This window comes from Bacillus cereus ATCC 14579 (assembly GCF_000007825.1).
In the GTDB taxonomy this organism is placed as follows: domain Bacteria; phylum Bacillota; class Bacilli; order Bacillales; family Bacillaceae_G; genus Bacillus_A; species Bacillus_A cereus.
Genome location: NC_004722.1, coordinates 3,577,438 through 3,599,266, shown reverse-complemented (window position 1 = coordinate 3,599,266; position 21,829 = coordinate 3,577,438). Strand labels below are relative to the sequence as shown.

The window sequence follows — 21,829 nt, the reverse complement described above, 5'->3', positions numbered from 1 at the left end:
AGGTAACTAGTTTTCTACTTTTTGAGGAACATAAATATTGCTACCAGGCTTCGCTTTCATTTCGTTCCAAGCAGCAATCGCATCAGCTTTTGCTTTCCCTTTATTATTTGGATCTTCGAAAAAGTCACGAGTAAAGCGATTGTATTCAAATTGTGTACCGATAGTTGTTTTGTATGTAGGGTCTTTTTTTCGTTCGTTTTCTTCATGCCAAAAAGCTATCGCGTCTTCATATGTTTTTCCAACATTCTCTTTGAAAAATTTTTGAAGAGCTACTGTAAAGCGAAAGTTTGTTCCGATTTTTTCTTTGAAAAAAGCACGAACATCTTCGCTACAGCGGTGATTGTTAGTAATAATCGTTTGAAGAGAAAGGTCTTTATAGGATAGAGAAGTTTTACTCACCTTTTGAACAGAGCTGTTTTTTAATATTTTACCAGTAGTTAAATAATGTGAGATACAATCGGTTATTTCGATCTTAGAGCCACTAGCTGGCAACCCATTCTCACGACAAAATGTTTGGAGTTCTGCTTTTAACCAATAATAGTTTTGGAAATCTTCAAGTGATATAGACTTTGTTAAAGGTGGACGCATGAATGTAACAACTACTTTCTTCCATAATTCCCTTCAATTATAAAACATATGTTCTTTTTATGGAAGGGTTAATTTGTAAATATAATGGGAAGAGGAGATTGCATATGGAAAATGTAATGCAAGTTCGTGTTACAGGAATTTTAATTGAAGATGAAAAGGTATTGCTAGTAAAGCAAAAAGTGGCTAATCGAAATTGGTCTTTACCTGGAGGAAGAGCAGAGAATGGCGAAACGTTAGAGGAAGCAATGATTCGAGAAATGAGAGAAGAGACAGGGTTAGAAGTTAACATTCAGAAGCTACTCTATGTTTGTGATAAACCAGATGCTCGCCCGTCTTTATTACATATAACGTTTTTGCTTAAAAGGATTGAAGGTGAAATTATGCTACCTTCTAACGAGTTTGATCATAATCCAATTCATGATGTGCAAATGGTGCTGATTAAAGATTTAAGTCATTATGGTTTTTCGGAAACTTTTATCAATCTTATAAGTGAAGGTTTTGTAAATGCAGGGAGTTATCAAGGTTTGAAACAAAATATAGGTCTGTAAATATAGGGGAAGGATAGCCGTTCGCTATCCTTCATAACATGTTTTAAACTGCTGACTGTAAAGAAGAAACAAGCTGATTTAAAAATTCATCTCCGCTCATAATTGCTTTCCCGCCACCGCGAGCACTCTTCTTATTTCCGCCACCTTTTCCTTCGAGTGTAGGAAGAGCGTCTTTTAAAAGAGCATTCATATCGAGTGATACTGATTTTCCGCAAGCGAGAATACATTGTAGTTTGTCATCATTTTCGATGACGAAATACGTAATTGCATGCTCTTGTTGTTCTGTAATAATAGCGGAAAGCTTTGCGATTTCTTGCATAGAACGATTTGTAAATACTTTAGAAATAAGTATGCCGGCATGTATTTCCGTAGGGTGTTGAAGTAGTTCATTTGCCTCTGCAAATAATAATTTTTCATTCATTGTTTGTATTGCTTTTTCGTTTTCTTTTTGAGAAGTAAGCAGTTGCGCCACTTTTGTTGGAATATCAGTTTCGCTACTGTTTAATTGTTTGGAGACATTCTTCATAATTTGTTGTTGCTGCCCTATTAATTTAAGTGTGCGCCAGCCAGCGATAAACGTTAGTCGTATGCCACCTTTTATTGCGTTCCCAGCTAAGAACTTGAATAGGACCTACTTCACCAGTACGTTTCGGGTGTGTTCCGCCACAGCCGTTATAATCAAAGTTTTCGATCATAACAACGCGTATATTTTCTGTCATAGTCGGTTCTTTACGAAGGGGCAACGTTTTCGCTTCTTCTAAGTTCATCCACTGGATGCGGATTGGATGGTTTTCAAAAACAATTTTGTTTGCAATTTGTATTGCTTTTTCAACCGTTTCTGCATGAAGATTTTCTGTTTCTAAATCAATTGTTACTGTTACTTTACCAAGATGGAATCCAATTGTAGGCATGTTAAAATGGTCCCAAAAGGCAGCAGATAAAATGTGCTGAGCCGCATGTTGCTGCATATGATCAAAACGGCGATCCCAATTGATTTTACCTTCTACGTCTTCTGTATGTAATTGTTCTGCAATGTAATGACGAATTTCTCCGTTTATCTCTTCTACATTGATTACATTGATATCATTTAATGTACCAGTATCATATGGTTGTCCGCCACCTGTCGGATAAAATGCTGTTTCATTCAAAACAACGTATAAGTTACCGTCTTTATCATAATCTTGCTTTATAATTTTAGTAGTAAAGTCTTGCTTATAAGCGTCAGTGTAATATAATTTGTGCTCCAATTTTCTTTCTCCTCTCGCATTAACTAGTTTCATTGTAAAGCAATTGAAATTAGTTTCCTAATATTTCAGAAGAAAGAAACTATTTTTAGAATTTTCTTGCTATAATAAGAAAAAGAAAATGCGGGGGTGGAATGAATATGTTATATGAAAACGGCGTAGATAAACTGCTTAGTTTAAGTAGAAATATTTCCGAATTATATCGAGAATTAAACGAAATGACCCGGATTTTAACGGATTGTAATCGAGAAAGTGTGAAGTTTGATCGATTATATGTAAAAGAGTTACTTTGGAAGAAAGAAGATGTAATAGAGAAATATGACCAGCTACTTGTACAACTTTGTATTAACGAATGCTTTGATCTAAAAAGTGTCATTACAGGGGAATATAAGTATACATATGAAGAAGTAGAAAACATAGTTTTACAATTTAATGAAAAGTATAATGTCGCAATCTTAATTAAAGATGTGTGTAAAGAATTACAGTTCACATATGGAATTGATATGGACATAACGAGAACAACTCGGGTATCAACAGCTCAAGTATAGAAAAAGGAAAAGAAAGCAGATCCTTTGCTTTCTTTTTTTGTGAAAATAGAGAGAGTAGGTTTAACGATGAAGGGGAAGTTACAGCATATTCATCCGCTTGGAATGAGTATTATTTTAGGGACATTGTTTGCTAGGTTTGCAACTTCAATGAGTATCCCTTTTTTAGCGATTTATTTAACGACTGTTAAAGGTGTATCAGCTGGAATGACTGGTGCTATTATCGGAACGAGTGCACTTGTTGGTGTTTTTGCTAGTTTTATCGGAGGGAATTTATCAGATCGATTTGGCCGGAAAACAATTATGCTCTGGTCCATGATCGTTTGGATTTTTGTGTTTATAGGTTTTTCACTTGCGGATCATGTTTTAAGTTTCTTTTTATTAAACGCTTTAAATGGATTATGTAGGTCGTTTTTTGAGCCAACATCAAGAGCATTATTATCAGATTTAACAAAGCCTGAGTATCGGTTACTCGTCTATAACTTACGATACGGTGCAATAAATGTTGGAGTTGCTATTGGACCAATTGTTGGATTACAGATTGGAAGTGCAAAATCAACAATTCCTTTTTTAGTAGCAGCTGGGGTATATATTCTATATACAGCTATATTAGCGTTCCAATTTAAGAAGTATCCAATGGAAAAAAAGAAAGTGAGTACAGAAAAACCTGTTACAATGTTAAATGCAATGCGTATATTGCGAAAAGATATAGTATTTTTAGTTGCTTTAGTCGGTATTATTTTGAGTAATTGCGGTTTTTCACATTTAACGACGACAGTATCTCAATATTTTGCAAATGCACATATATTTGAGGATGGGGTGAAGCTATTCTCATATATGCTCGCTTTAAATGCAATTGTTGTAGTGATTATCCAATACCCTGTTATTCAAATGTGCAAAAAGTATACACCGTTAACATCCATTATGGTTGGGACTTTATTTGTGAGCGGGGGATTATTTGGCTTTGGAATAGTAGAATCTATGCTAGGTGCTGCCGTTTGTACAATTATTTTTACAATTGGAGAAGTCTTAATGTTTTCGATGACGGATGTATTTATTGATGATATTGCTGTTGCGCATCTAAAAGGAACATACTTCGGTGCGATGGGTTTCTCGGGAATTGGAGCAGTAATAGGTCCGTGGTTTGGAGGAGTACTTCTCGATTACTACGGGTACCAAAATGGGTTTGCAGTATTTTCAGCACTAGCTATATTTTCAACTGTGGCATTTCCTGTGCTTTTAGTTACAAAAGGTTTATCGAAAAAAAGATATGATAGAAATTCTAATATAGAAATGCATGCGAAATAACATAAGCCCCAGTAACCAACTGGGGCTTAGTGTGTATTATATTAACTCTTAATTTGAAAAAAGAACTTTCTTTTCATGCTTATCAGCAACTTCATTTTTGGAAATATGAATGGCTAAATATCCATTTTCTAAGCAGGCTAGCATCTTCTTATAAATAATATTATCGGGTAAAGGAATGATCCGCTGTAAAGAAATATTATTATGAAGTATGCAAATGGTTAGGCCTGTCTTCATCTTTTTAATGACTACATTTTGTTCAGTTACATTTGGTACATCTGTTTCCAAAATGTATTCTTGTTCCGTTTCGCAAAGATCAATATGAATTTGATTTGGGAAACTAAAGTTACTACAAGAGTCAGAACAAAATTGATCCATCCATTCTTCGAAACCATCAACATGAAAAAGACAATCCTTCTTTTTCTTGCCCATGTAAGACACCCTCCGTAAAATCTCAATTCATACTATGTTATGCATGAATGAATTAGGGGTGAAGAATAAATGGAAAAATATAAACATTGTATGTGGAAAAGATAGCTAGTGTGCACTTTTTGTTTTACATATCATGATGCGCATGATGTTTTTGGCGTGAATGGTTACGGTTTTTTACTTTATGAGATCCGCTTAATGGTTCAGGTTGTCCTTTTTTTTCTTTCGCTTCACGATTGTTTTTTCCCATTGTATGTGACACCTCCTCTTCCTCTTTAGAATGAGAGAAGTTTGCAAATTTATACGAGAATGTTTTTAGAAAAAAAGGTAAAGATAAATGGGACTAACTATTATGGAAAGGGGATTATATAATGCCATATCATAAAGATAAACAACAAGCGTTTCAAGCAGCTCAGCAAGGTGTTACACAAGCAGAAAATGCATTTAACAACATTGTAAAAAATGATCCAAACTACGGTCATGATTTAAAAGAATTACGCCAAGAGGTTCAGGAAGCGTATGAACAAATTCAAAATGCACTAGAGGTAGCTTCAGAAACACAACGTCCACAACTTGAGCAATATGAAAATAATCTCCAAAATATAATGCGAAATGTAGATCGATTAGAAAAGTAAATGAGGTTGTTGTTTATTCGACAACCTTGCTGCTTTAGTAAACGTTATGCTAAAACAGAAAATTTTTCTATTAGTTTTTTCTTTGCTATGTGCAGTACATATATTTCAAGTGGAAAAAGTGGAAGCGAAAATGTTGCTTAGAAAAGAGTTAGAACCAACTGGTTATGTAACATGGGAAGTACCTAATAATGAAAAAATTATTGCAATTACATTTGATGATGGACCAGATCCAACGTATACACCACAAGTTTTAGATTTATTACGTCAATATAAGGCTGAAGCGACATTTTTTATGATTGGATTTCGAGTTCAGCGCAATCCATATTTAGTGAAACAAGTGTTAAAAGAGGGACATGAAATTGGAAATCATACGATGAATCATTTGTATGCGAGTAATTCATCAGATGAAAAATTAGAAAATGATATTTTAGATGGAAAGAAATTTTTTGAAAAATGGGTGAAAGAACCTTTGTTATTCCGTCCTCCTGGCGGATATATTAACGACGCTGTATTTAAAACAGCGAAAGAAGCTGGTTATCAAACTGTTCTATGGTCGTGGCATCAAGATCCACGTGATTGGGCAAATCCAGGGGTTGAATCCATTGTAAATCATGTAGTGAAAAATGCTAAAAGTGGCGATATTGTATTGTTACATGATGGAGGAAATGATCGTAGTCAAACGGTAGCGGCACTAGCAAAAATTTTACCTGAGCTGAAAAAGCAGGGCTATCGATTTGTAACGGTTTCGGAATTACTACGTTATAAACATTAGAAAAAATCCCAAAAGGAAAATAGACCTTTTGGGATTTTTCTTTACTGGTTCTTTTTACGTTTCTTATTATTTTGTCGCTCTGCTGGAGTAAAAGGCTCGTTTGCAAATTCTTCATTGTAACCAGTTCCTTGTCCTTGTGCAGATGCAGCATTCATTCCTGAAATAGTATGATTTGCTTTTCTTTTACCCATTTTATTTCACCTCTATAACATTTTTTGTATGTTGAATGATGAGCAGTTCATAGTATGTATGAACTGTAAGTAAACCGCTGATAGAGCACTTTACTTTATGATAATAGTATTCATAAGGAGTATGAAAGCTATTCAAATTTAGAAACATAAAGAAAACTTATGATAATCTATAAGTTTCTTATTATTTACTTATTTAGAAAGTTGTAATAAGATATTATCGTAAGGTATTGAAAAGTTTGTCTACATTTTATATTCAGACAACTTAGTCACGTTTAACAGGGGGGAAACATAATGGTCAAACATAATCCATTTCAATCACGTGCAACTTTTGAAGTAGATGGAAAAACGTATCATTATTATGATTTGAAAGCGCTTGAAAATGCAGGGGTTGGCAACGTATCTCAATTACCATATTCCGTGAAAGTTTTACTTGAATCAGTACTTCGTCAAGTAGACGGACGTGTAATCACAGAAGAGCATGTTACAAATTTAGCGAAATGGGGAACGAAAGATGTTCAAGATATCGATGTTCCATTTAAACCATCTCGTGTAATTTTACAAGATTTCACTGGTGTTCCAGCTGTTGTTGATTTGGCTTCGCTTCGTAAAGCAATGGCAGACATGGGCGGAGATCCTGACAAAATTAATCCTGAAATTACTGTAGACCTTGTAATTGACCACTCTGTACAGGTTGATAGAGCGGGTACGGCAGACGCGCTTGCATTCAACATGGACTTAGAGTTTAAACGTAATGAAGAACGTTATAAATTTTTAAGCTGGGCACAAAAATCATTTGATAACTACCGTGCGGTTCCACCAGCTACAGGTATTGTACACCAAGTAAACCTTGAATATTTAGCACCAGTTGTTCATGCTGTGAAAAATGCTGAAGGTGACTTAGTTGCATACCCAGATTCATTAGTTGGAACAGACTCACATACAACAATGATTAACGGTATCGGCGTTCTTGGATGGGGCGTTGGTGGTATTGAAGCAGAAGCAGGAATGCTTGGACAGCCTTCATACTTCCCAGTACCTGAAGTAATCGGTGTGAAATTAACTGGTACACTTCCAAGTGGTACTACAGCGACAGACGTTGCATTAAAAGTAACACAAGTATTACGTCAAAAAGGTGTAGTTGGTAAATTTGTTGAGTTCTTCGGTAATGGACTAAAGAGCATGCCTTTAGCTGACCGTGCAACAATTTCAAATATGGCACCAGAATACGGCGCAACTTGTGGATTCTTCCCAATCGATGATATTTCATTAGAATACTTACGTTTAACAGGTAGAGATGAAGAACAAATTCGCGTTGTTGAAGAATACTGTAAAGCGAACGGTTTATTCTATACAGCAGACAGTAAAGATCCAATCTATACTGATCTTGTTGAAATTGATTTAAATACAATTGAATCTAACCTTTCTGGACCGAAACGCCCACAAGATTTAATTCCACTTTCAGATATGAAAGATGCGTTCCACAAAGCTGTTGTAGCACCAGTTGGAACACAAGGACTTGGATTTAATGAGCAAGAGTTCGATAAAGAAGTGAAGGTTACATTAGAAGATAAAGAAGTAACGATGAAAACAGGTGCAATTGCAATCGCAGCAATTACAAGCTGTACAAATACATCAAACCCATACGTATTAATTGGAGCAGGTCTAGTTGCGAAGAAAGCAATTGAAAAAGGACTTGTAGTACCTGAGTATGTAAAAACATCATTAGCACCAGGATCTAAAGTTGTTACTGAGTACTTAGATAAATCAGGTTTAACAACATATTTAGACCAATTAGGTTTCCAAACAGTTGGTTACGGCTGTACGACTTGTATTGGTAACTCTGGTCCATTAGCGCCAGAATTAGAAGAAGCAATCGCAGCAAACGACTTATTAGTAACATCTGTTTTATCTGGTAACCGTAACTTTGAAGGTCGTATTCATCCACTTGTAAAAGCGAACTACTTAGCATCACCACCACTTGTTGTGGCATATGCACTTGCAGGTACTGTTGATATTGACCTGAAAAATGATGAAATCGGTAAAGATGCAAATGGTAATGCTGTTTACTTCAACGATATTTGGCCATCAGCTAAAGAAATTGAAGATGTAGTTCAAAGCGTTGTTACATCTGAGCTGTTCAAGAAAGAATATGCACAAGTATTTAATAGCAATGAGCGTTGGAATGAAATCCAAACTTCAAACGAAGCTTTATATACTTGGGATAATGATTCAACATACATTCAAAACCCACCATTCTTTGAAGGAGTATCTAAAGAACCAGGTGAAGTTGAAACGTTATCAAGCTTACGCGTAGTTGGGAAATTTGGTGACTCTGTAACGACAGACCACATTTCACCAGCAGGTTCAATCGGTAAGCACACACCAGCTGGACGCTACTTATTAGAAAACGGCGTACAACCAGTTGACTTTAACTCTTACGGTTCTCGTCGTGGTAACCATGAAGTTATGATGCGTGGTACATTCGCGAACATCCGTATTAAAAACCAAATTGCACCAGGAACAGAAGGCGGATATACAACATACTGGCCGACTGGTGAAGTAACATCAATCTATGATGCTGCTATGAAATATAAAGAAGATGGCACAGGTCTTCTAGTTGTTGCTGGTAAAGATTATGGTATGGGAAGTTCTCGTGACTGGGCTGCGAAAGGTACTAACTTATTAGGTATTAAAGCAGTAATCGCAGAAAGCTTCGAACGTATTCACCGCAGTAACTTAGTGTTAATGGGTGTATTACCACTTCAATTTAAAGATGGCGAAAGTGCTGAAACGTTAGGTCTTGTTGGTAACGAGTCATTTGAAATTCAAATCGACAAATCAGTTAGACCACGTGATCTTGTAAAAGTAGTTGCAACTGATTTAGATGGCAACGAAAAACAATTTGAAGTAGTAGCTCGTTTCGATAGTGAAGTTGAAATTGATTACTACCGTCACGGTGGTATTCTGCAAATGGTTCTTCGTGAGAAAATTGAAGAGTCAAAAGTGTCAAACTAAATAATTGAAATGAACGAGAAGGAAGCTAACAACTGTTAGCTTCCTTATTTTATGGAAAGGGATGAAACCATTTGGTTTCATCCCTTTCTTTTTACTGTGAAAAAATGGAGGAAACGTCATGAAAGAATATAAAAGAATTTTGTTACCGTTACAGAAAGAAAAAATATTAGTAATAGCAGCTGTATGTAGTGGGCTTTTTGCAGCGATTTTAAATTTATCTCGGCCACTATTCATGGGACTAATTGTAGATAATTTGATTCAACGGGAGTTGAAGGGAGCATATTTTTACATTACTTTGTTTACAGTTTGCCGCTTGTTGATGTGGGTGAACAACCTCTCATTTGATTATATAAGCTCAAAAGCGAGTCAGCGAATATTACGAGAGAAGCGTATAGATGTATTGCGCCATTTTTTCCCTATTACCGTTTGAAGAGAGTGAGAAAATTAAACAAGGAGAGTTAGAGACGCTAGTTGTATCTGATATTCCGAATTGGATTAGGTTATATAGTTCTATATTAATAGAATATATACATGCCATTGCGCAATTTATAGGTGCGTTCATAGCACTACAACATATAGATATACAGTTCATATTGTGGATAACTCCGTTTTTATTTTTAAGTGCAACAGTTCCGATGTTGCTTGGGGAAAAGGTAAGAAATATCGCAAGCATTGCTCAAAAAAATCAGTCAAGTGTCGTAGAGATGGTGTCACAGTTTGTAAAAGGAGTACAAGATTTACGTAGTTTACAAAAAGAAAAATGGGCAATTCGCTTATTTAAAAGAGTAACGGCACAATCGTATAAATCGGAAGTAAAGAAGACGATGATGCAACATTGTATTGGAGTAGTTGGAACGGTGATTGAAACAGGAGCATATATCCTTGTTCTCATTATAGGTGCACAAAAAATAATGAGGGGAGAAATAGAAGTTGGTTCACTCATTGCAGTGTTAGCGACAATTGAGATGCTCTTTTTCCCTGTCCGTTATGTAGGCGATTTATTAATAATGACACAAGTTGCAGTCGCTTCGGCAAATAGAACTTTTTGCTTTTTAAATAAACGAGCAGCAGATAACAATGTAGAAAGAGCGATGGGTATCAGGATAACAAATGTTTCATTTCAGGAGAATGACGAAGAGAAATGCAGAATTCGTAATATTGATTTGCAAATTCGTCCTGGTGAACTCGTTATTATTGTGGGAGAAAGCGGTGCAGGAAAAACAACGCTTTTAAAGTTAATAACGGGCTTGTATAAACCATCTAACGGTAGCATTGCTTATTATGGTAATGAAGCTCGTATGACTACAGTTTGGCAAGAACCACGTTTTTTCCGAACGACGGTAACAGAGAATATGTATTTCGGGGAAGAGTGTTTAGAAAATCAGTTAGAAAAAAATAGTGAACTTATAAATGTAACGCCGATTATTAGAGGGTTACCTGAAGGGAGTCAAACTGTGCTACATAAAAGCGGTGAAGAGCTTTCAGGAGGCGAAAGAAAACGTCTCGCATTATTGCGAGCGATTGTATCAAATCCAACTCTTATTATTTTAGATGAACCGACGGCTGGGTTAGATCCAGGCAATCAAGAACTGGTTTGGAATATAATTGAAGGGATAGGGAGAAATGTAACGAGAATTGTGGCAACACATGATGTAGAGAGAGCGATGATAGCAGATTGTGTTGTTGTCATAAAGAATGGGACTATTGTGGAATGTGGGAATCCTAGAGAATTATTAAATTGCAACTCATTGTACAAAGAGTTGCAAACAAAAAGATAAGAGATATGTAATGCCCTTATCTTTATTCCGCTATTTGCCGGGCAGCCCGATTGGTGAGGGCTGATTAAAGTTTCACTTTATTCGTTCTCATTAAGTTGATAAGTATAAGAATTCGGATCACTAGAATTAACTTCTTTGACGAGAGTAAGTTGATTTGTATCTGGATTATATTTGAAAATCTTAATTGTATGTTCGCTACTTAGTAATGGATTATATTCTTGAATAGCGAATGTATTTTCCGCAATTTGTGTCATATTACTGGTGGGAACATTTTCTATGGAATCATGATTTGTAGAAATTTCAACGACTTTTTCACTGTTGAAAAATAAAAGAACGATTACTAAAATAACTAAGCATATTCGTATATAGCGTAGCTCTTTGGTGATAGGGTGTTCTCCCAAAATAATCATCCTTTCTATAACTATTCTATAGTAGTAATGGTAGTCATCGTGAAAAAAGTAATAATGCCGAGGCCTGCCCAAAGGATAAATGAGATTAATGCGATATAGAGACAAATACGTCCAACTTGTTTTTTTTCAGGATCTTTACTAAATAGTGAGATAATCCATGTGATAATTCCGATTGGGGAAAATATAAAACTAAGAATATATAGAAGTATTTTTTCAAATAAATTCATGAGAGCTCCTTTCATTGTAAAATATTATATTTATTTCTAATTATATGATGGAAAGGTAAATATTTCATCATAGTTATAAAAATTCTGATTATTTAGAATGTGAATATTTCCAAGCTTGTCCGTATAAGCTAAAATAAGGTATATAGTATTTTGATGAATGTGTTAAAAGAAGATAATACGTTAGGGTGATATAAAATGTGGCGGAAGCTTACGATTATTGTAGTGTTACTTTGTTTAGCGGGATATGCAGCTTATGAACAGTTTGGTAATAAAGAGCAGGCGGTAAAAGTGAAGCAAGAAAAAAGTGAAGCTGCGATGAAAGAGATTATCGCAAGGAATGGTATTGAAATAGGGAAGAGTGCGCCAGACTTCGAATTAACGAAGTTAGATGGAACGAATGTAAAGCTATCAGATTTAAAAGGAAAGAAAGTGATTTTAAACTTTTGGGCAACGTGGTGTGGACCTTGCCAACAAGAAATGCCTGATATGGAGGCTTTCTATAAAGAACATAAAGAGAACGTAGAAATTTTAGCGGTCAATTATACGCCTTCAGAAAAAGGTGGGGGGGAAGAGAAGGTAAGCAATTTTATTAAAGAAAAAGGAATTACTTTTCCTGTTTTATTGGACAAGAACATTGATGTGACAACAGCGTATAAAGTAATTACGATTCCAACTTCGTATTTTATAGATACAAAAGGTGTCATTCAAGATAAGTTTATTGGGCCGATGACACAAAAAGAGATGGAGAAAAGAGTTGCTAAATTAAAATAATGGTGAAAAGGTAGAGGTGGAGAGTTCCCATTTCTGCCTTTTCTTTTTCAAGTAGTAATCACTTCATGATATGATGTAAGAAATATAACCGTTTAGAGATAAAGGAGTGTATGGAGTGGGGAATGTATCCTTACCGTTAGATTATGTTGTAATTGATTTTGAAACAACAGGATTTAACCCTTATAATGATAAAATTATTCAAGTTGCAGCAGTGAAATATCGTAATCATGAATTAGTAGATCAATTTGTTTCATACGTGAATCCAGAGCGGCCAATTCCGGACCGAATAACGAGTTTAACAGGTATTACTAATTATCGCGTTTCAGATGCTCCGACGATTGAAGAAGTGTTACCTTTATTTTTAGCATTTTTACATACAAATGTTATTGTGGCCCATAATGCTTCTTTTGATATGCGCTTTTTGAAAAGTAATGTAAATATGCTTGGGTTGCCTGAACCTAAAAATAAAGTAATTGATACTGTATTTTTAGCGAAGAAATACATGAAGCATGCGACTAATCATAAACTTGAAACGTTAAAACGAATGCTTGGAATTCGTTTAAGCTCTCATAATGCATTTGACGATTGCATTACGTGTGCTGCTGTTTATCAAAAGTGTGCAGCTATTGAAGAAGAAGGGAAACGAAAAGTAAATAAGGCTATGCTTGATGAAACTGCGGTATATGAAGCGGTGAAAGAAATACTTGCATGTAATAAACGGAATGTAGAATGGCTACGTTGTATGAACGTAGGAAGTTATTTAGATATAAAAGCTTTTTATCCAGTTATGAGAGTAAAGGTAAAAGGGCGAAAGAAATATGTATTAACAGAGATATTAGAAGAAGATGTGAAAGAAATATGTACAAGCTTAAAATGTGAACCAGCGTTAAAAAGTGAAGTTGGTAATACGAGAATTATGCTTAATAGCTTAGAGGATGTTATGAGATTAGAAAGTTATATTTTAGAACAGTATGATTTTGTATTACAGGCGCTTCATGATTATAAAGAAAATGAAATGAATGCAGATGAAAAGTTGAAAGAGTATTTAAATATTATGGTATGAAAAACTCCGTGTGCAATATATTGTACACGGAGTTTTTTTAGGAGTACTAAAACATAAAATTTTCTTGCAAATCTGATTAAAGAGTTTTTTGTTTGCTCATACTATGTAATAAGAAAGCGAAGGAGAGAGGGTGAACAACATGAGAAGAAGTCGCCGTAAATCGTTTGAAGAACTTGTAAATGAAAATAAACAACAATTATTAAGCGATCGTGAGGCAATTGATCGCATTGAAGAGCGCATTGAAAAACGTTATGAAATGAAACTTTTTAAGCAAGCTGAATAATTCTTAACACTAGTACGATACTAGTGTTAAGGAGGCGATAGTAATGGGTAATCCGAAAAAAAATTCAAAAGACTTTGCACCGAATCATATTGGAACACAATCAAAAAAAGCTGGTGGAAATAAAGGAAAGCAAATGCAAGATCAAACAGGTAAACAACCGATTGTTGATAATGGTTAAAGAAAAGGAGAATATTACATTCTCCTTTTTTATGTATAAATTTGAGGAAAGATAGGTAATTTAAGATGGTGTGTATATACAATATTAGGAGGGAAGTACATGCCAAATCCAGATAATCGAAGTGACAACGCTGAAAAGTTACAAGAAATGGTGCAAAATACAGTTGATAACTTTAATGAAGCAAAAGAAACAGCGGAACTTTCTAATGAAAAAGATCGTGCTGCTATTGAAGCAAAAAATCAAAGACGTTTAGAAAGTATTGACTCATTAAAAAGTGAAATCAAAGATGAATCTTAACAAAATATACAAAAAGGGCTGACTTTTGTCAGCCCTTTTTCGTAATCGTAAAGTTTTCAACAAGTAAACGCCAATTTTGTGGGAATGGTAAACCGATTTTCCAGTAACTAATACCACCTATACCTTGTTCTTTCATTAAATTGAATTTACTTTGAACAGACCGTGAATCTTCAAACCAAACTTCGTGTTGCACGCCGTTTTCATCAAAATAATTAAAATGAGGAGCTTGGGCTGTGAAATCATAACGAATAGGGACATTATATTTACGAGCTAGTGTAACAGCTGCGACAGAGCTAATTGCTTTTGCGGGTGGATTTCCTTGTTTAAATGGAAGCTTCCAATCAAACCCGTATAAATTTTGCCCCATCATAATTTTTTGGGGAGGCATTTGAGATTTTGCATATTGAAGTACTTCTTTCACCGGACCGATAGGAGAAATCGCCATCGGTGGCCCGCCCTGCCATCCCCAGTCATATGTCATAATGACGACGAAATCAACAATTTGCCCTTGCGCTTTATAATCGTGAGCTTCGAAAAATTTTCCCTTTTGATTTGAACTTGTTTTCGGTACGAGAGTTGTGCTCAATGTGTACCCGCTAGGTAAGCGTGTTTTTACATTTCGTAAAAAGCGATTATACGCCTCGCGGTCTTCAGGTGCTACACTCTCGAAATCGAAATGAATGTCTCGCATGCCATATTTTTGAGCTGTTTGCAAAATGTTAGTAATAAATTTGTTTTGAATCGTTGCGTCGCGTAAAATAACCGATGTTAGATCGGCACTGAAATTACCATTTTCAATATTTGTAATAACGAGCATAGGGATTGTTTTACCCTGCGTTGCAATATTAGCGATTTTAGCTGTTTCAGTAGGTTCTTTTAATGTGCCATCTCTTTTTGCCTCAAAACTAAAATAAGCTAAGTATGTTAAAAATGGATTGATGGCACGTGTAGCATTAACTAAACTCTCTTTAATCGGTATAGTGGAAGGCTGTAAATAAGCGATGGATTCTACAGTTCGTTTTGTACCTTTTGGTACGTATAATTGTTGTCCGACATGGAGAATAGATTTTAAAGATAAATTATTAACTTTAGCTAAACTAGCGAGGGGGACATTATATGTTTGAGAGATTCGATATAGGCTGTCACCAGGCTGTACATAATAATTATTCCCTTTCGTATTAACGATAAGTGCCTGACCAACAACGAGCGTTTCAGCTGGATTTAATCCATTGTCTTTTACTATTTCGTCAGGTGTTGATCCATATTTTGATGCCAAGCTATATACGCTATCACCACTACGAACCGTTACAATTTGAATCATATGCTTGCTCCTTTCGGGAAAAGATTCACTATTTTTATTTTATTTTTGATGTCACTGTATTATGATTAAATGTATGCAAGGTAGCAGAAGTGAAAGAAGGCGAATACATATGTTTGTAGCAGAACATGAAGTTGAAATCCGTTATGCGGAAACAGATCAAATGGGTGTTGTTTACCATTCAAACTACTTAGTGTGGCTTGAGTTAGGTCGCACGAAACTTATACAAGATTTAGGTTTTTCATATGTTGAAATGGAGAAAGAAGGAATTATTTCTCCTGTGTTAGATTTACAAATTTCATACCGTAAAGCGATGCGTTACGGAGAAAAAGCAAGCGTAAAAACATGGGTAGATACTGTGAGCCCACTTCGCGTTGTATATGGATATGAAATATATAATGGTGATGGTGAACTGTGTATTACTGCAAGCACAACGAATATTTGTGCGAAAAAAGAAGGGTTCCGCCCTGTATCATTTAAAAAGTTATATCCTGAGTGGTATGCGAAATATGAGGAAATTAAGAAAAAATAAAAAAGCGTGGCAGAAGCCACGTTTTTTTATTTTTCATAATTAAATTGTGGGAAGTCGTCACCTTCGTTAAGTGTAACAGATAAATTATGTCCATCGAAGAACCATTCATCATCGCCTTCAATAAAGAAATTAATACCTTCTTCTTGAATTTGAACAGCAGGATGTGCAGGATCATCTTTACGAATACCTAAAGAAAGTCCTTTTTGCACAGTACTGCAACCACCGTATTGTACGAAAAAGCGTAGTGTTTCATTTGATTGTAAGTTTAATTCAGTTTTATACCATTGTGCTGCTTCTTTTGTTACGGAAAGATTCATGTATAGTTCCTCCAAATTATGTTGCTTTTTCTTTAGTATAAAAAATAACGCAAAAAGACGCTATTAATATGCTTCACGTTTTCTTTTTGCGTTATGTGGGTTACGATCTTATTTTTGCTTTTTTGAAAAGTTTGCTTTTGGTTCAGTTTTATTTATAATTCGTCCGATATTTGCACGGTGTTTATAAATAACCATACCTGCTAATAAACACATCGCAATAATGAAGATTTTATCCCCGCTAACAATGGATGCAATAACAGCAACAACTGCTGTTACCATAGAAGAAAGTGATACGTATCTTGTTGTAAATAAAAGGGTGAAAAATACAACAGCCAATATTGCAAAAACAACTGGTGAATAGCATAATAGCACCCCAGCAGAAGTTGCAACTGCTTTACCACCGCGGAATTTCGCGAAGATTGGATAGACATGTCCAAGAACAGCCGCTAACCCGAACCATAGTGGATGAATATCTAATCCGAAAATCATTGGTAGACTTGTTGCTAATGTCCCTTTTAAAATGTCAGCAATTGTAACGGTAAAACCTGCTTTTTTCCCTAATGTGCGGAATGTGTTTGTTCCGCCTAGATTACCGCTCCCGTGCTCACGAATATCGATTCCGTAGCCGATTTTTCCAACAACTAGTGCAAATGGAATCGAGCCAAGTAAGTAGGCAACGATAAATAAAAGATATGTAGTAACCATAAGTTCAGTCTCCTTTATTCAAATGTGTTGATAAAGGGTAAAAAGAGTTTTTCCCGTATATTGTACCATACATTTGTAAAGAGCACATTTCTTTTTTGTAAATGAAAAATTCATTATTTCGTGAAAAAAATTTCACAGTAATGTTACATTTCTCACAGAAACAGTAAGACTATATGTAGTAACATTTTAATCAAAAGATAACAACATATTGGTGGAGGGTTATAAATGTTACAAAATAATACACGTGGAGAAGAATTAATGAAAGTGTTTGAGACAATAGTCCACGGCAATGAACAAGATTTGATGCAAGAAAATGCAAATGTAGACGGCCGCTCTCCAATGGGCGTAATGGGAACGTTCGCATCTGAGAGTGCAAAATATTATGCTGTTGAGAATTTATTGTCAGATCAAGTGAAAAAAGCGATAAATGAAAATATATTATATCCACATGATTTAGATTTTTATGCAACAGGAACGACGACTTGTTCACAAATTCCGTTAGCGCAAATGCTTGCTAACGGTTTTCATACTGGACATGGACATATGAGACAACCGCAAGACATTAAAAGTGCATTGGCTCTTTCGTCTATTATTTTTCAAGCGAATCAAAATATGCAGCATGGTGGTCAATCGTTTGCACTCTTTGATATTGATTTAGCACCTTATGTACGAAAAACAATTGAGAGACATAAAAAACGATTACAATCATATCCGCTTAAGAAAGAACAAATAGAAGAATTTGCATGGAAAGAAACGGAAAATGATACGTATCAAGCGTGTGAGGCTTTCGTTCATAATTCGAATAGTATGCATAGTAGGGGCGGAGGACAAGTACCGTTTATTTCTATTAATTATGGAACAGATACATCAAAAGAAGGAAGAATGTTAATTAAACAACTTTTAAAAGCGACACAAGCTGGACTTGGTAAAGGAGAGACACCGATTTTTCCGATTCAAATTTTCAAGATGAAAAAAGGTGTGAATTTTGAAGAAAGTGATCCGAACTACGATTTATTTGAATTAGCATTAGAGACAACCGCAGAGCGATTATTCCCTAACTTTTCATTTTTAGATGCTCCGTTTAATGCAGTGCATTATGATGGAAGACCAGAAAGTGAAGTATGTTACATGGGATGTCGTACCCGTGTTATGTCTAATATACATGGAGAAGAAACAGCGATTGGTAGAGGGAATTTATCATTTACGTCTATTAATTTAGTGAAATTAGCGTTAATTAGTGGTTCAAAAGAAGCGTTTTTTGAAGCGCTAAACTATTATTTAGATTTAGGAATTAAGCAGCTATTAGAAAGATATGCGTATCAATGTACGAAGCGAGCAAGAGATTTTCAGTTTTTATATTCACAAGGTGTATGGCGTGGTGGAGAAACGTTGCAGCCTGAAGACTCCGTAGCCTCGATTTTAAAACAAGGGACGTTAAGTATTGGTTTTATCGGACTTGCGGAATGTTTAGTAGCTTTAACAGGAAAGCATCATGGGGAAGATGAAGAATCATGGAAACTTGGGTATGAAATTATTTCCTTTATGAGAGATAGAATGGATAAAGCGACAGAAGAACATCAACTGAATTTCTCAGTAATTGCAACTCCAGCAGAAGGATTATCAGGGAAGTTTGTGAAAAAAGATAGAAAAGAATTTGGCGTGATTAGCGGTATAACGAACCATAATTACTATACGAATTCATTCCATATTCCAGTTTATTATAACATTCAAGCGATAAATAAAATTCGTTTAGAAGGTCCGTTCCATGCTCTATGTAACGGGGGACATATTACTTATATTGAACTAGACGGAGCAGCAATGCATAACAAAAAGGCATTAAAACAAATTGTACAAGCCATGGCAGAACATGGCGTTGGATACGGTTCAATTAATCATCCTGTTGACCGTTGTAAGTGCTGTAGTTATCACGGGGTTATTGGGAATGAATGTCCAAGTTGCGGGAATGAAGATGAGGCTAATATAGAAAGAATTCGCCGTATAACAGGCTATCTTGTAGGAGATATGTCAAAGTGGAATAGTGCGAAACGTAGTGAAGAGATAGATCGGGTGAAACATAAATGAAAGTGATGAATATTATTCATGATAGTGTAGTAGATGGAGAAGGATTGCGGACAGTCGTGTTTTTTGCGGGCTGTCCGCATCGTTGCGTTGGTTGCCACAATCCGAAATCGTGGAATATTTGCAACGGAACGGAAATGACAGTAGAAGAAATTGTGAAAGAGATTGCAAGTAATCCATTAACTGATGTAACATTTTCAAGTGGAGATCCATTTTTTCAAGCTGCTGAAGTGAAAAAGGTAGCAAAAATCGGGAAAGATTTGAAAAAAAACCTATGGATGTATACAGGTTATACGTTAGAAGAGATACAGAGTTCTCAAAATAATGATATGATAGAGTTGTTACATTATGGGGATGTTTTAGTCGATGGAAGGTTTGAAATTGAGGAAAAAGATTTAACACTTCCATTTCGCGGAAGCTCCAATCAACGTATTATTCGATTGAAAGAGTAAAAAGGCGGGATAGATTATATGAACAAAACGGTATTGCTTGTTGAAGATGAAAGAAGATTACGTGAAATTGTTAGTGATTATTTTCGTAATGAAGGCTTTGAAGTAATCGAAGCAGAAGATGGAAAAAAAGCGCTAGAGTTATTTGCAGAGCATGAAATTGATTTAATTATGTTAGATATTATGTTACCGGAAATAGATGGATGGTCTGTTTGTAGAAGAATTAGAAAAGAATCAGCAGTACCAATTATTATGTTGACAGCGCGTTCGGATGAGGATGATACATTGCTAGGTTTCGAATTAGGTGCAGACGAGTATGTAACGAAACCATTTAGCCCGAAAGTATTAGTAGCTCGTGCAAAGACGTTATTGAAACGTGCGGATGGTGCGGTAGGAGTAGCGGAAGAAAATGCTATGTCTTTAGCTGGAATAGAAGTGAATCGTCTATCTAGAACTGTTTTAGTAGATGGAGAAGAAATTATATTGACACATAAAGAATTTGAACTTCTTGTGTATTTAATGGAGAACAAAGGAATTGTGTTATCACGTCAACATTTATTAGACCAGTTATGGGGATATGACTATTACGGTGATGACCGAACGGTTGATACCCATATTAAAAAACTTCGAAATAAGCTAGGAGATAAAGCGAAGCATATCGGTACTGTTATTCGAGTTGGTTATAAATTTGAAGAATAATCTAGAACGATTTGTGTAATTTAGCCTAGGGAAATGGTAATTTTATACTCTCTTTTGAAGGTAAAATGTACAAAAAATACTTTTTTTGTCTACAATGTTAGATAAGTGTATTTTTTTAATTGGATTTCACGATGAGTTCACAAGAAGGACACAAAACGTGACTATACTGAAAATACGAATTCACCAGAGAGGGGAAATAAAACATGGGATATTACGATGGACCAAATTTAAATGAAGAGCATAGTGAAACGAGAGAAGTGAGAAAATCAGGTAGTAAAAAAGGCTATTTCTTCACAGGTTTAGTGGGAGCTGTAGTCGGAGCGGTTTCGATTAGTTTTGCAGCACCATATATGCCATGGGCTCAAAATAATGGAGCGCCAGTATCATCATTTAGTTCGGATTCAAAAGTAGAAGGTACTGTAGTTCCTGTTGTAAATAAAGCGAAAAATGAAACTGATTTACCTGGTATGATTGAAGGGGCGAAAGATGTTGTTGTAGGTGTTATTAATATGCAACAAAGTGTTGATCCATTTGCAATGCAACCGACAGGTCAAGAACAACAAGCCGGTTCAGGATCAGGTGTTATTTATAAAAAAGCAGGAAATAAAGCATATATTGTAACAAACAACCACGTAGTAGATGGAGCAAATAAACTTGCTGTGAAGCTGAGCGACGGAAAGCAAGTTGATGCGAAATTAGTTGGTAAGGACCCTTGGTTAGACTTAGCGGTTGTTGAAATTGATGGATCTAATGTAAATAAAGTTGCCACTTTAGGTGATTCAAGTAAACTTCGTGCGGGTGAAAAAGCCATTGCAATCGGTAATCCACTTGGATTTGATGGAAGTGTAACGGAAGGTATAATCAGTAGTAAAGAACGCGAAATTCCGGTTGATATTGATGGGGATAAACGACCAGATTGGCAAGCACAAGTTATTCAAACGGATGCAGCGATTAATCCAGGTAATAGTGGTGGTGCATTATTTAACCAAAATGGTGAAATAATTGGGATTAATTCAAGTAAAATTGCACAGCAAGAAGTTGAAGGAATTGGATTTGCTATTCCAATTAACATCGCAAAACCAGTTATTGAATCTCTTGAAAAAGATGGAGTAGTAAAACGTCCAGCTCTTGGAGTAGGTGTTGTTTCACTAGAAGATGTGCAAGCTTATGCAGTCAATCAATTGAAAGTACCGAAAGAAGTAACAAACGGCGTTGTATTAGGTAAAATTTACCCAATATCACCAGCTGAAAAAGCTGGTTTAGAGCAATATGATATTGTAGTAGCATTAGATAATCAAAAAGTAGAGAATGCTCTTCAATTCCGTAAATATTTATATGAAAAGAAAAAAGTAGGCGAGAAAGTAGAAGTTACATTCTACCGTAACGGTCAAAAAATGACGAAATCGGCTACTTTAGCAGATAATTCAGCTACAAAGAATCAATAATCGAAA

The 21,829-nt window shown here is 35.5% G+C and carries 25 protein-coding genes and 2 pseudogenes; 17 read left to right on the top strand and 10 right to left on the bottom strand.

The genetic code is table 11. The features are described from left to right. Positions 1-6 precede the first annotated feature (6 nt). A complete protein-coding gene (locus BC_RS18080; protein WP_001247747.1) occupies positions 7-588 on the bottom strand; it encodes a DUF6434 domain-containing protein in 582 nt (193 codons plus the stop codon). Between the two features lie 104 nt (positions 589-692). Here BC_RS18080 and BC_RS18075 point away from each other — a divergent pair, with 104 nt between their 5' ends. Next, a complete protein-coding gene (locus tag BC_RS18075) occupies positions 693-1,136 on the top strand; it encodes an NUDIX hydrolase (protein WP_000432567.1) in 444 nt (147 codons plus the stop codon). Positions 1,137-1,179: 43 nt separating this feature from the next. Here the strand turns inward: BC_RS18075 and BC_RS18070 are convergent. Then, positions 1,180-2,383 (bottom strand): annotated as a pseudogene (locus tag BC_RS18070) (serine-tRNA(Ala) deacylase AlaX). 137 nt (positions 2,384-2,520) lie between these two features. Between BC_RS18070 and BC_RS18065 the strand changes: the two are divergent. Together BC_RS18065 and BC_RS18060 are read left to right on the top strand one after the other, a co-directional pair. Further along, positions 2,521-2,928 carry a hypothetical protein gene (locus BC_RS18065; protein ID WP_000965149.1) on the top strand — a complete coding sequence of 136 codons (408 nt, stop codon included), beginning with the start codon at positions 2,521-2,523 and terminating at the stop codon, positions 2,926-2,928. 66 nt (positions 2,929-2,994) lie between these two features. Continuing rightward, positions 2,995-4,233: an MDR family MFS transporter gene (locus BC_RS18060; RefSeq protein WP_000676812.1), complete on the top strand. Its 1,239-nt coding sequence runs from the start codon at positions 2,995-2,997 to the stop codon at positions 4,231-4,233. Between the two features lie 48 nt (positions 4,234-4,281). On the opposite strand, the gene BC_RS18055 is transcribed toward BC_RS18060, so the two are convergent. Both BC_RS18055 and BC_RS18050 read right to left on the bottom strand, forming a co-directional pair. After that, complete coding sequence (locus BC_RS18055; protein WP_000516748.1) at positions 4,282-4,662, bottom strand: Hsp20 family protein; 381 nt, start codon at positions 4,660-4,662, stop codon at positions 4,282-4,284. Between the two features lie 124 nt (positions 4,663-4,786). Next, a complete protein-coding gene (locus BC_RS18050; protein WP_000517649.1) occupies positions 4,787-4,909 on the bottom strand; it encodes a small acid-soluble spore protein P in 123 nt (40 codons plus the stop codon). A 121-nt stretch (positions 4,910-5,030) separates the two neighbouring features. Between BC_RS18050 and BC_RS18045 the strand changes: the two genes are divergently transcribed. Together BC_RS18045 and pdaB are read left to right on the top strand one after the other, a co-directional pair. Next, a complete protein-coding gene (locus BC_RS18045; RefSeq protein WP_001146296.1) occupies positions 5,031-5,294 on the top strand; it encodes a hypothetical protein in 264 nt (87 codons plus the stop codon). A gap of 46 nt (positions 5,295-5,340) precedes the next feature. Beyond that, on the top strand, positions 5,341-6,066 hold the full coding sequence (gene pdaB, locus BC_RS18040; protein WP_061665781.1) for a polysaccharide deacetylase family sporulation protein PdaB: 726 nt from the start codon (positions 5,341-5,343) through the stop codon (positions 6,064-6,066). A 41-nt stretch (positions 6,067-6,107) separates the two neighbouring features. Here the strand turns inward: pdaB and sspO are convergent, their stop codons facing one another. Continuing rightward, positions 6,108-6,257 carry a small acid-soluble spore protein O gene (gene sspO, locus BC_RS18035; protein WP_000518056.1) on the bottom strand — a complete coding sequence of 50 codons (150 nt, stop codon included), beginning with the start codon at positions 6,255-6,257 and terminating at the stop codon, positions 6,108-6,110. Between the two features lie 291 nt (positions 6,258-6,548). On the opposite strand from sspO, the gene acnA reads away from it, so the two are divergent. Next, positions 6,549-9,272 (top strand): aconitate hydratase AcnA, encoded by a 2,724-nt coding sequence (acnA, locus tag BC_RS18030; protein WP_000238567.1) that lies wholly within the window; start codon positions 6,549-6,551, stop codon positions 9,270-9,272. 118 nt (positions 9,273-9,390) lie between these two features. Beyond that, positions 9,391-11,050: pseudogene (locus tag BC_RS18025) on the top strand (ABC transporter ATP-binding protein). A gap of 77 nt (positions 11,051-11,127) precedes the next feature. On the opposite strand, the gene BC_RS28345 reads toward BC_RS18025, so the two are convergent. Continuing rightward, positions 11,128-11,460 (bottom strand): YmzC family protein, encoded by a 333-nt coding sequence (locus tag BC_RS28345; protein WP_074555548.1) that lies wholly within the window; start codon positions 11,458-11,460, stop codon positions 11,128-11,130. An 11-nt stretch (positions 11,461-11,471) separates the two neighbouring features. Further along, positions 11,472-11,687 (bottom strand): hypothetical protein, encoded by a 216-nt coding sequence (locus BC_RS18015; protein ID WP_001047912.1) that lies wholly within the window; start codon positions 11,685-11,687, stop codon positions 11,472-11,474. A gap of 195 nt (positions 11,688-11,882) precedes the next feature. Here BC_RS18015 and BC_RS18010 point away from each other — a divergent pair, with 195 nt between their 5' ends. The 5 genes from BC_RS18010 (at position 11,883) to tlp (ending at position 14,279) form a co-directional block, all read left to right on the top strand. Next, on the top strand, positions 11,883-12,458 hold the full coding sequence (locus BC_RS18010; RefSeq protein WP_000269085.1) for a redoxin domain-containing protein: 576 nt from the start codon (positions 11,883-11,885) through the stop codon (positions 12,456-12,458). Between the two features lie 115 nt (positions 12,459-12,573). Next, a complete protein-coding gene (locus BC_RS18005) occupies positions 12,574-13,521 on the top strand; it encodes a 3'-5' exonuclease (protein WP_000528765.1) in 948 nt (315 codons plus the stop codon). Positions 13,522-13,660: 139 nt separating this feature from the next. Beyond that, a complete protein-coding gene (locus tag BC_RS18000) occupies positions 13,661-13,804 on the top strand; it encodes an FbpB family small basic protein (RefSeq protein ID WP_001254703.1) in 144 nt (47 codons plus the stop codon). Positions 13,805-13,847: 43 nt separating this feature from the next. Beyond that, entirely contained in the window at positions 13,848-13,982 is a 135-nt protein-coding gene (gene sspN, locus BC_RS17995) for an acid-soluble spore protein SspN (RefSeq protein WP_000527987.1), read from the top strand. A 99-nt stretch (positions 13,983-14,081) separates the two neighbouring features. After that, positions 14,082-14,279 (top strand): small acid-soluble spore protein Tlp, encoded by a 198-nt coding sequence (tlp, locus tag BC_RS17990; protein WP_001133511.1) that lies wholly within the window; start codon positions 14,082-14,084, stop codon positions 14,277-14,279. A 28-nt stretch (positions 14,280-14,307) separates the two neighbouring features. Here the strand turns inward: tlp and BC_RS17985 are convergent, their stop codons facing one another. Beyond that, positions 14,308-15,600 (bottom strand): glycosyl hydrolase family 18 protein, encoded by a 1,293-nt coding sequence (locus BC_RS17985; RefSeq protein ID WP_000614866.1) that lies wholly within the window; start codon positions 15,598-15,600, stop codon positions 14,308-14,310. Between the two features lie 109 nt (positions 15,601-15,709). On the opposite strand from BC_RS17985, the gene BC_RS17980 reads away from it, so the two are divergent. Then, positions 15,710-16,129 (top strand): acyl-CoA thioesterase, encoded by a 420-nt coding sequence (locus BC_RS17980; RefSeq protein WP_000495817.1) that lies wholly within the window; start codon positions 15,710-15,712, stop codon positions 16,127-16,129. Positions 16,130-16,155: 26 nt separating this feature from the next. Here the strand turns inward: BC_RS17980 and BC_RS17975 are convergent, their stop codons facing one another. After that, the gene (locus BC_RS17975) at positions 16,156-16,446 is read right to left on the bottom strand and encodes a HesB/YadR/YfhF family protein (RefSeq protein ID WP_001054455.1); all 291 of its coding nucleotides are present in this window, start codon (positions 16,444-16,446) and stop codon (positions 16,156-16,158) included. A gap of 108 nt (positions 16,447-16,554) precedes the next feature. Further along, a complete protein-coding gene (gene plsY / locus BC_RS17970; protein ID WP_000258974.1) occupies positions 16,555-17,151 on the bottom strand; it encodes a glycerol-3-phosphate 1-O-acyltransferase PlsY in 597 nt (198 codons plus the stop codon). Positions 17,152-17,376: 225 nt separating this feature from the next. Between plsY and BC_RS17965 the strand changes: the two genes are divergently transcribed. From BC_RS17965 to BC_RS17950, 4 genes are all read left to right on the top strand, one after another. Beyond that, entirely contained in the window at positions 17,377-19,233 is a 1,857-nt protein-coding gene (locus tag BC_RS17965; RefSeq protein ID WP_000940078.1) for an anaerobic ribonucleoside triphosphate reductase, read from the top strand. Then, a complete protein-coding gene (nrdG, locus tag BC_RS17960; RefSeq protein WP_000867082.1) occupies positions 19,230-19,682 on the top strand; it encodes an anaerobic ribonucleoside-triphosphate reductase activating protein in 453 nt (150 codons plus the stop codon). The genes BC_RS17965 and nrdG overlap by 4 nt, the downstream gene beginning before the upstream one ends. Before the next feature lie 18 nt (positions 19,683-19,700). Next, a complete protein-coding gene (locus BC_RS17955) occupies positions 19,701-20,378 on the top strand; it encodes a response regulator transcription factor (RefSeq protein WP_001044679.1) in 678 nt (225 codons plus the stop codon). A gap of 203 nt (positions 20,379-20,581) precedes the next feature. Next, a complete protein-coding gene (locus BC_RS17950) occupies positions 20,582-21,823 on the top strand; it encodes a S1C family serine protease (protein WP_000542646.1) in 1,242 nt (413 codons plus the stop codon). The last annotated feature ends 6 nt before the right edge of the window (positions 21,824-21,829 follow it).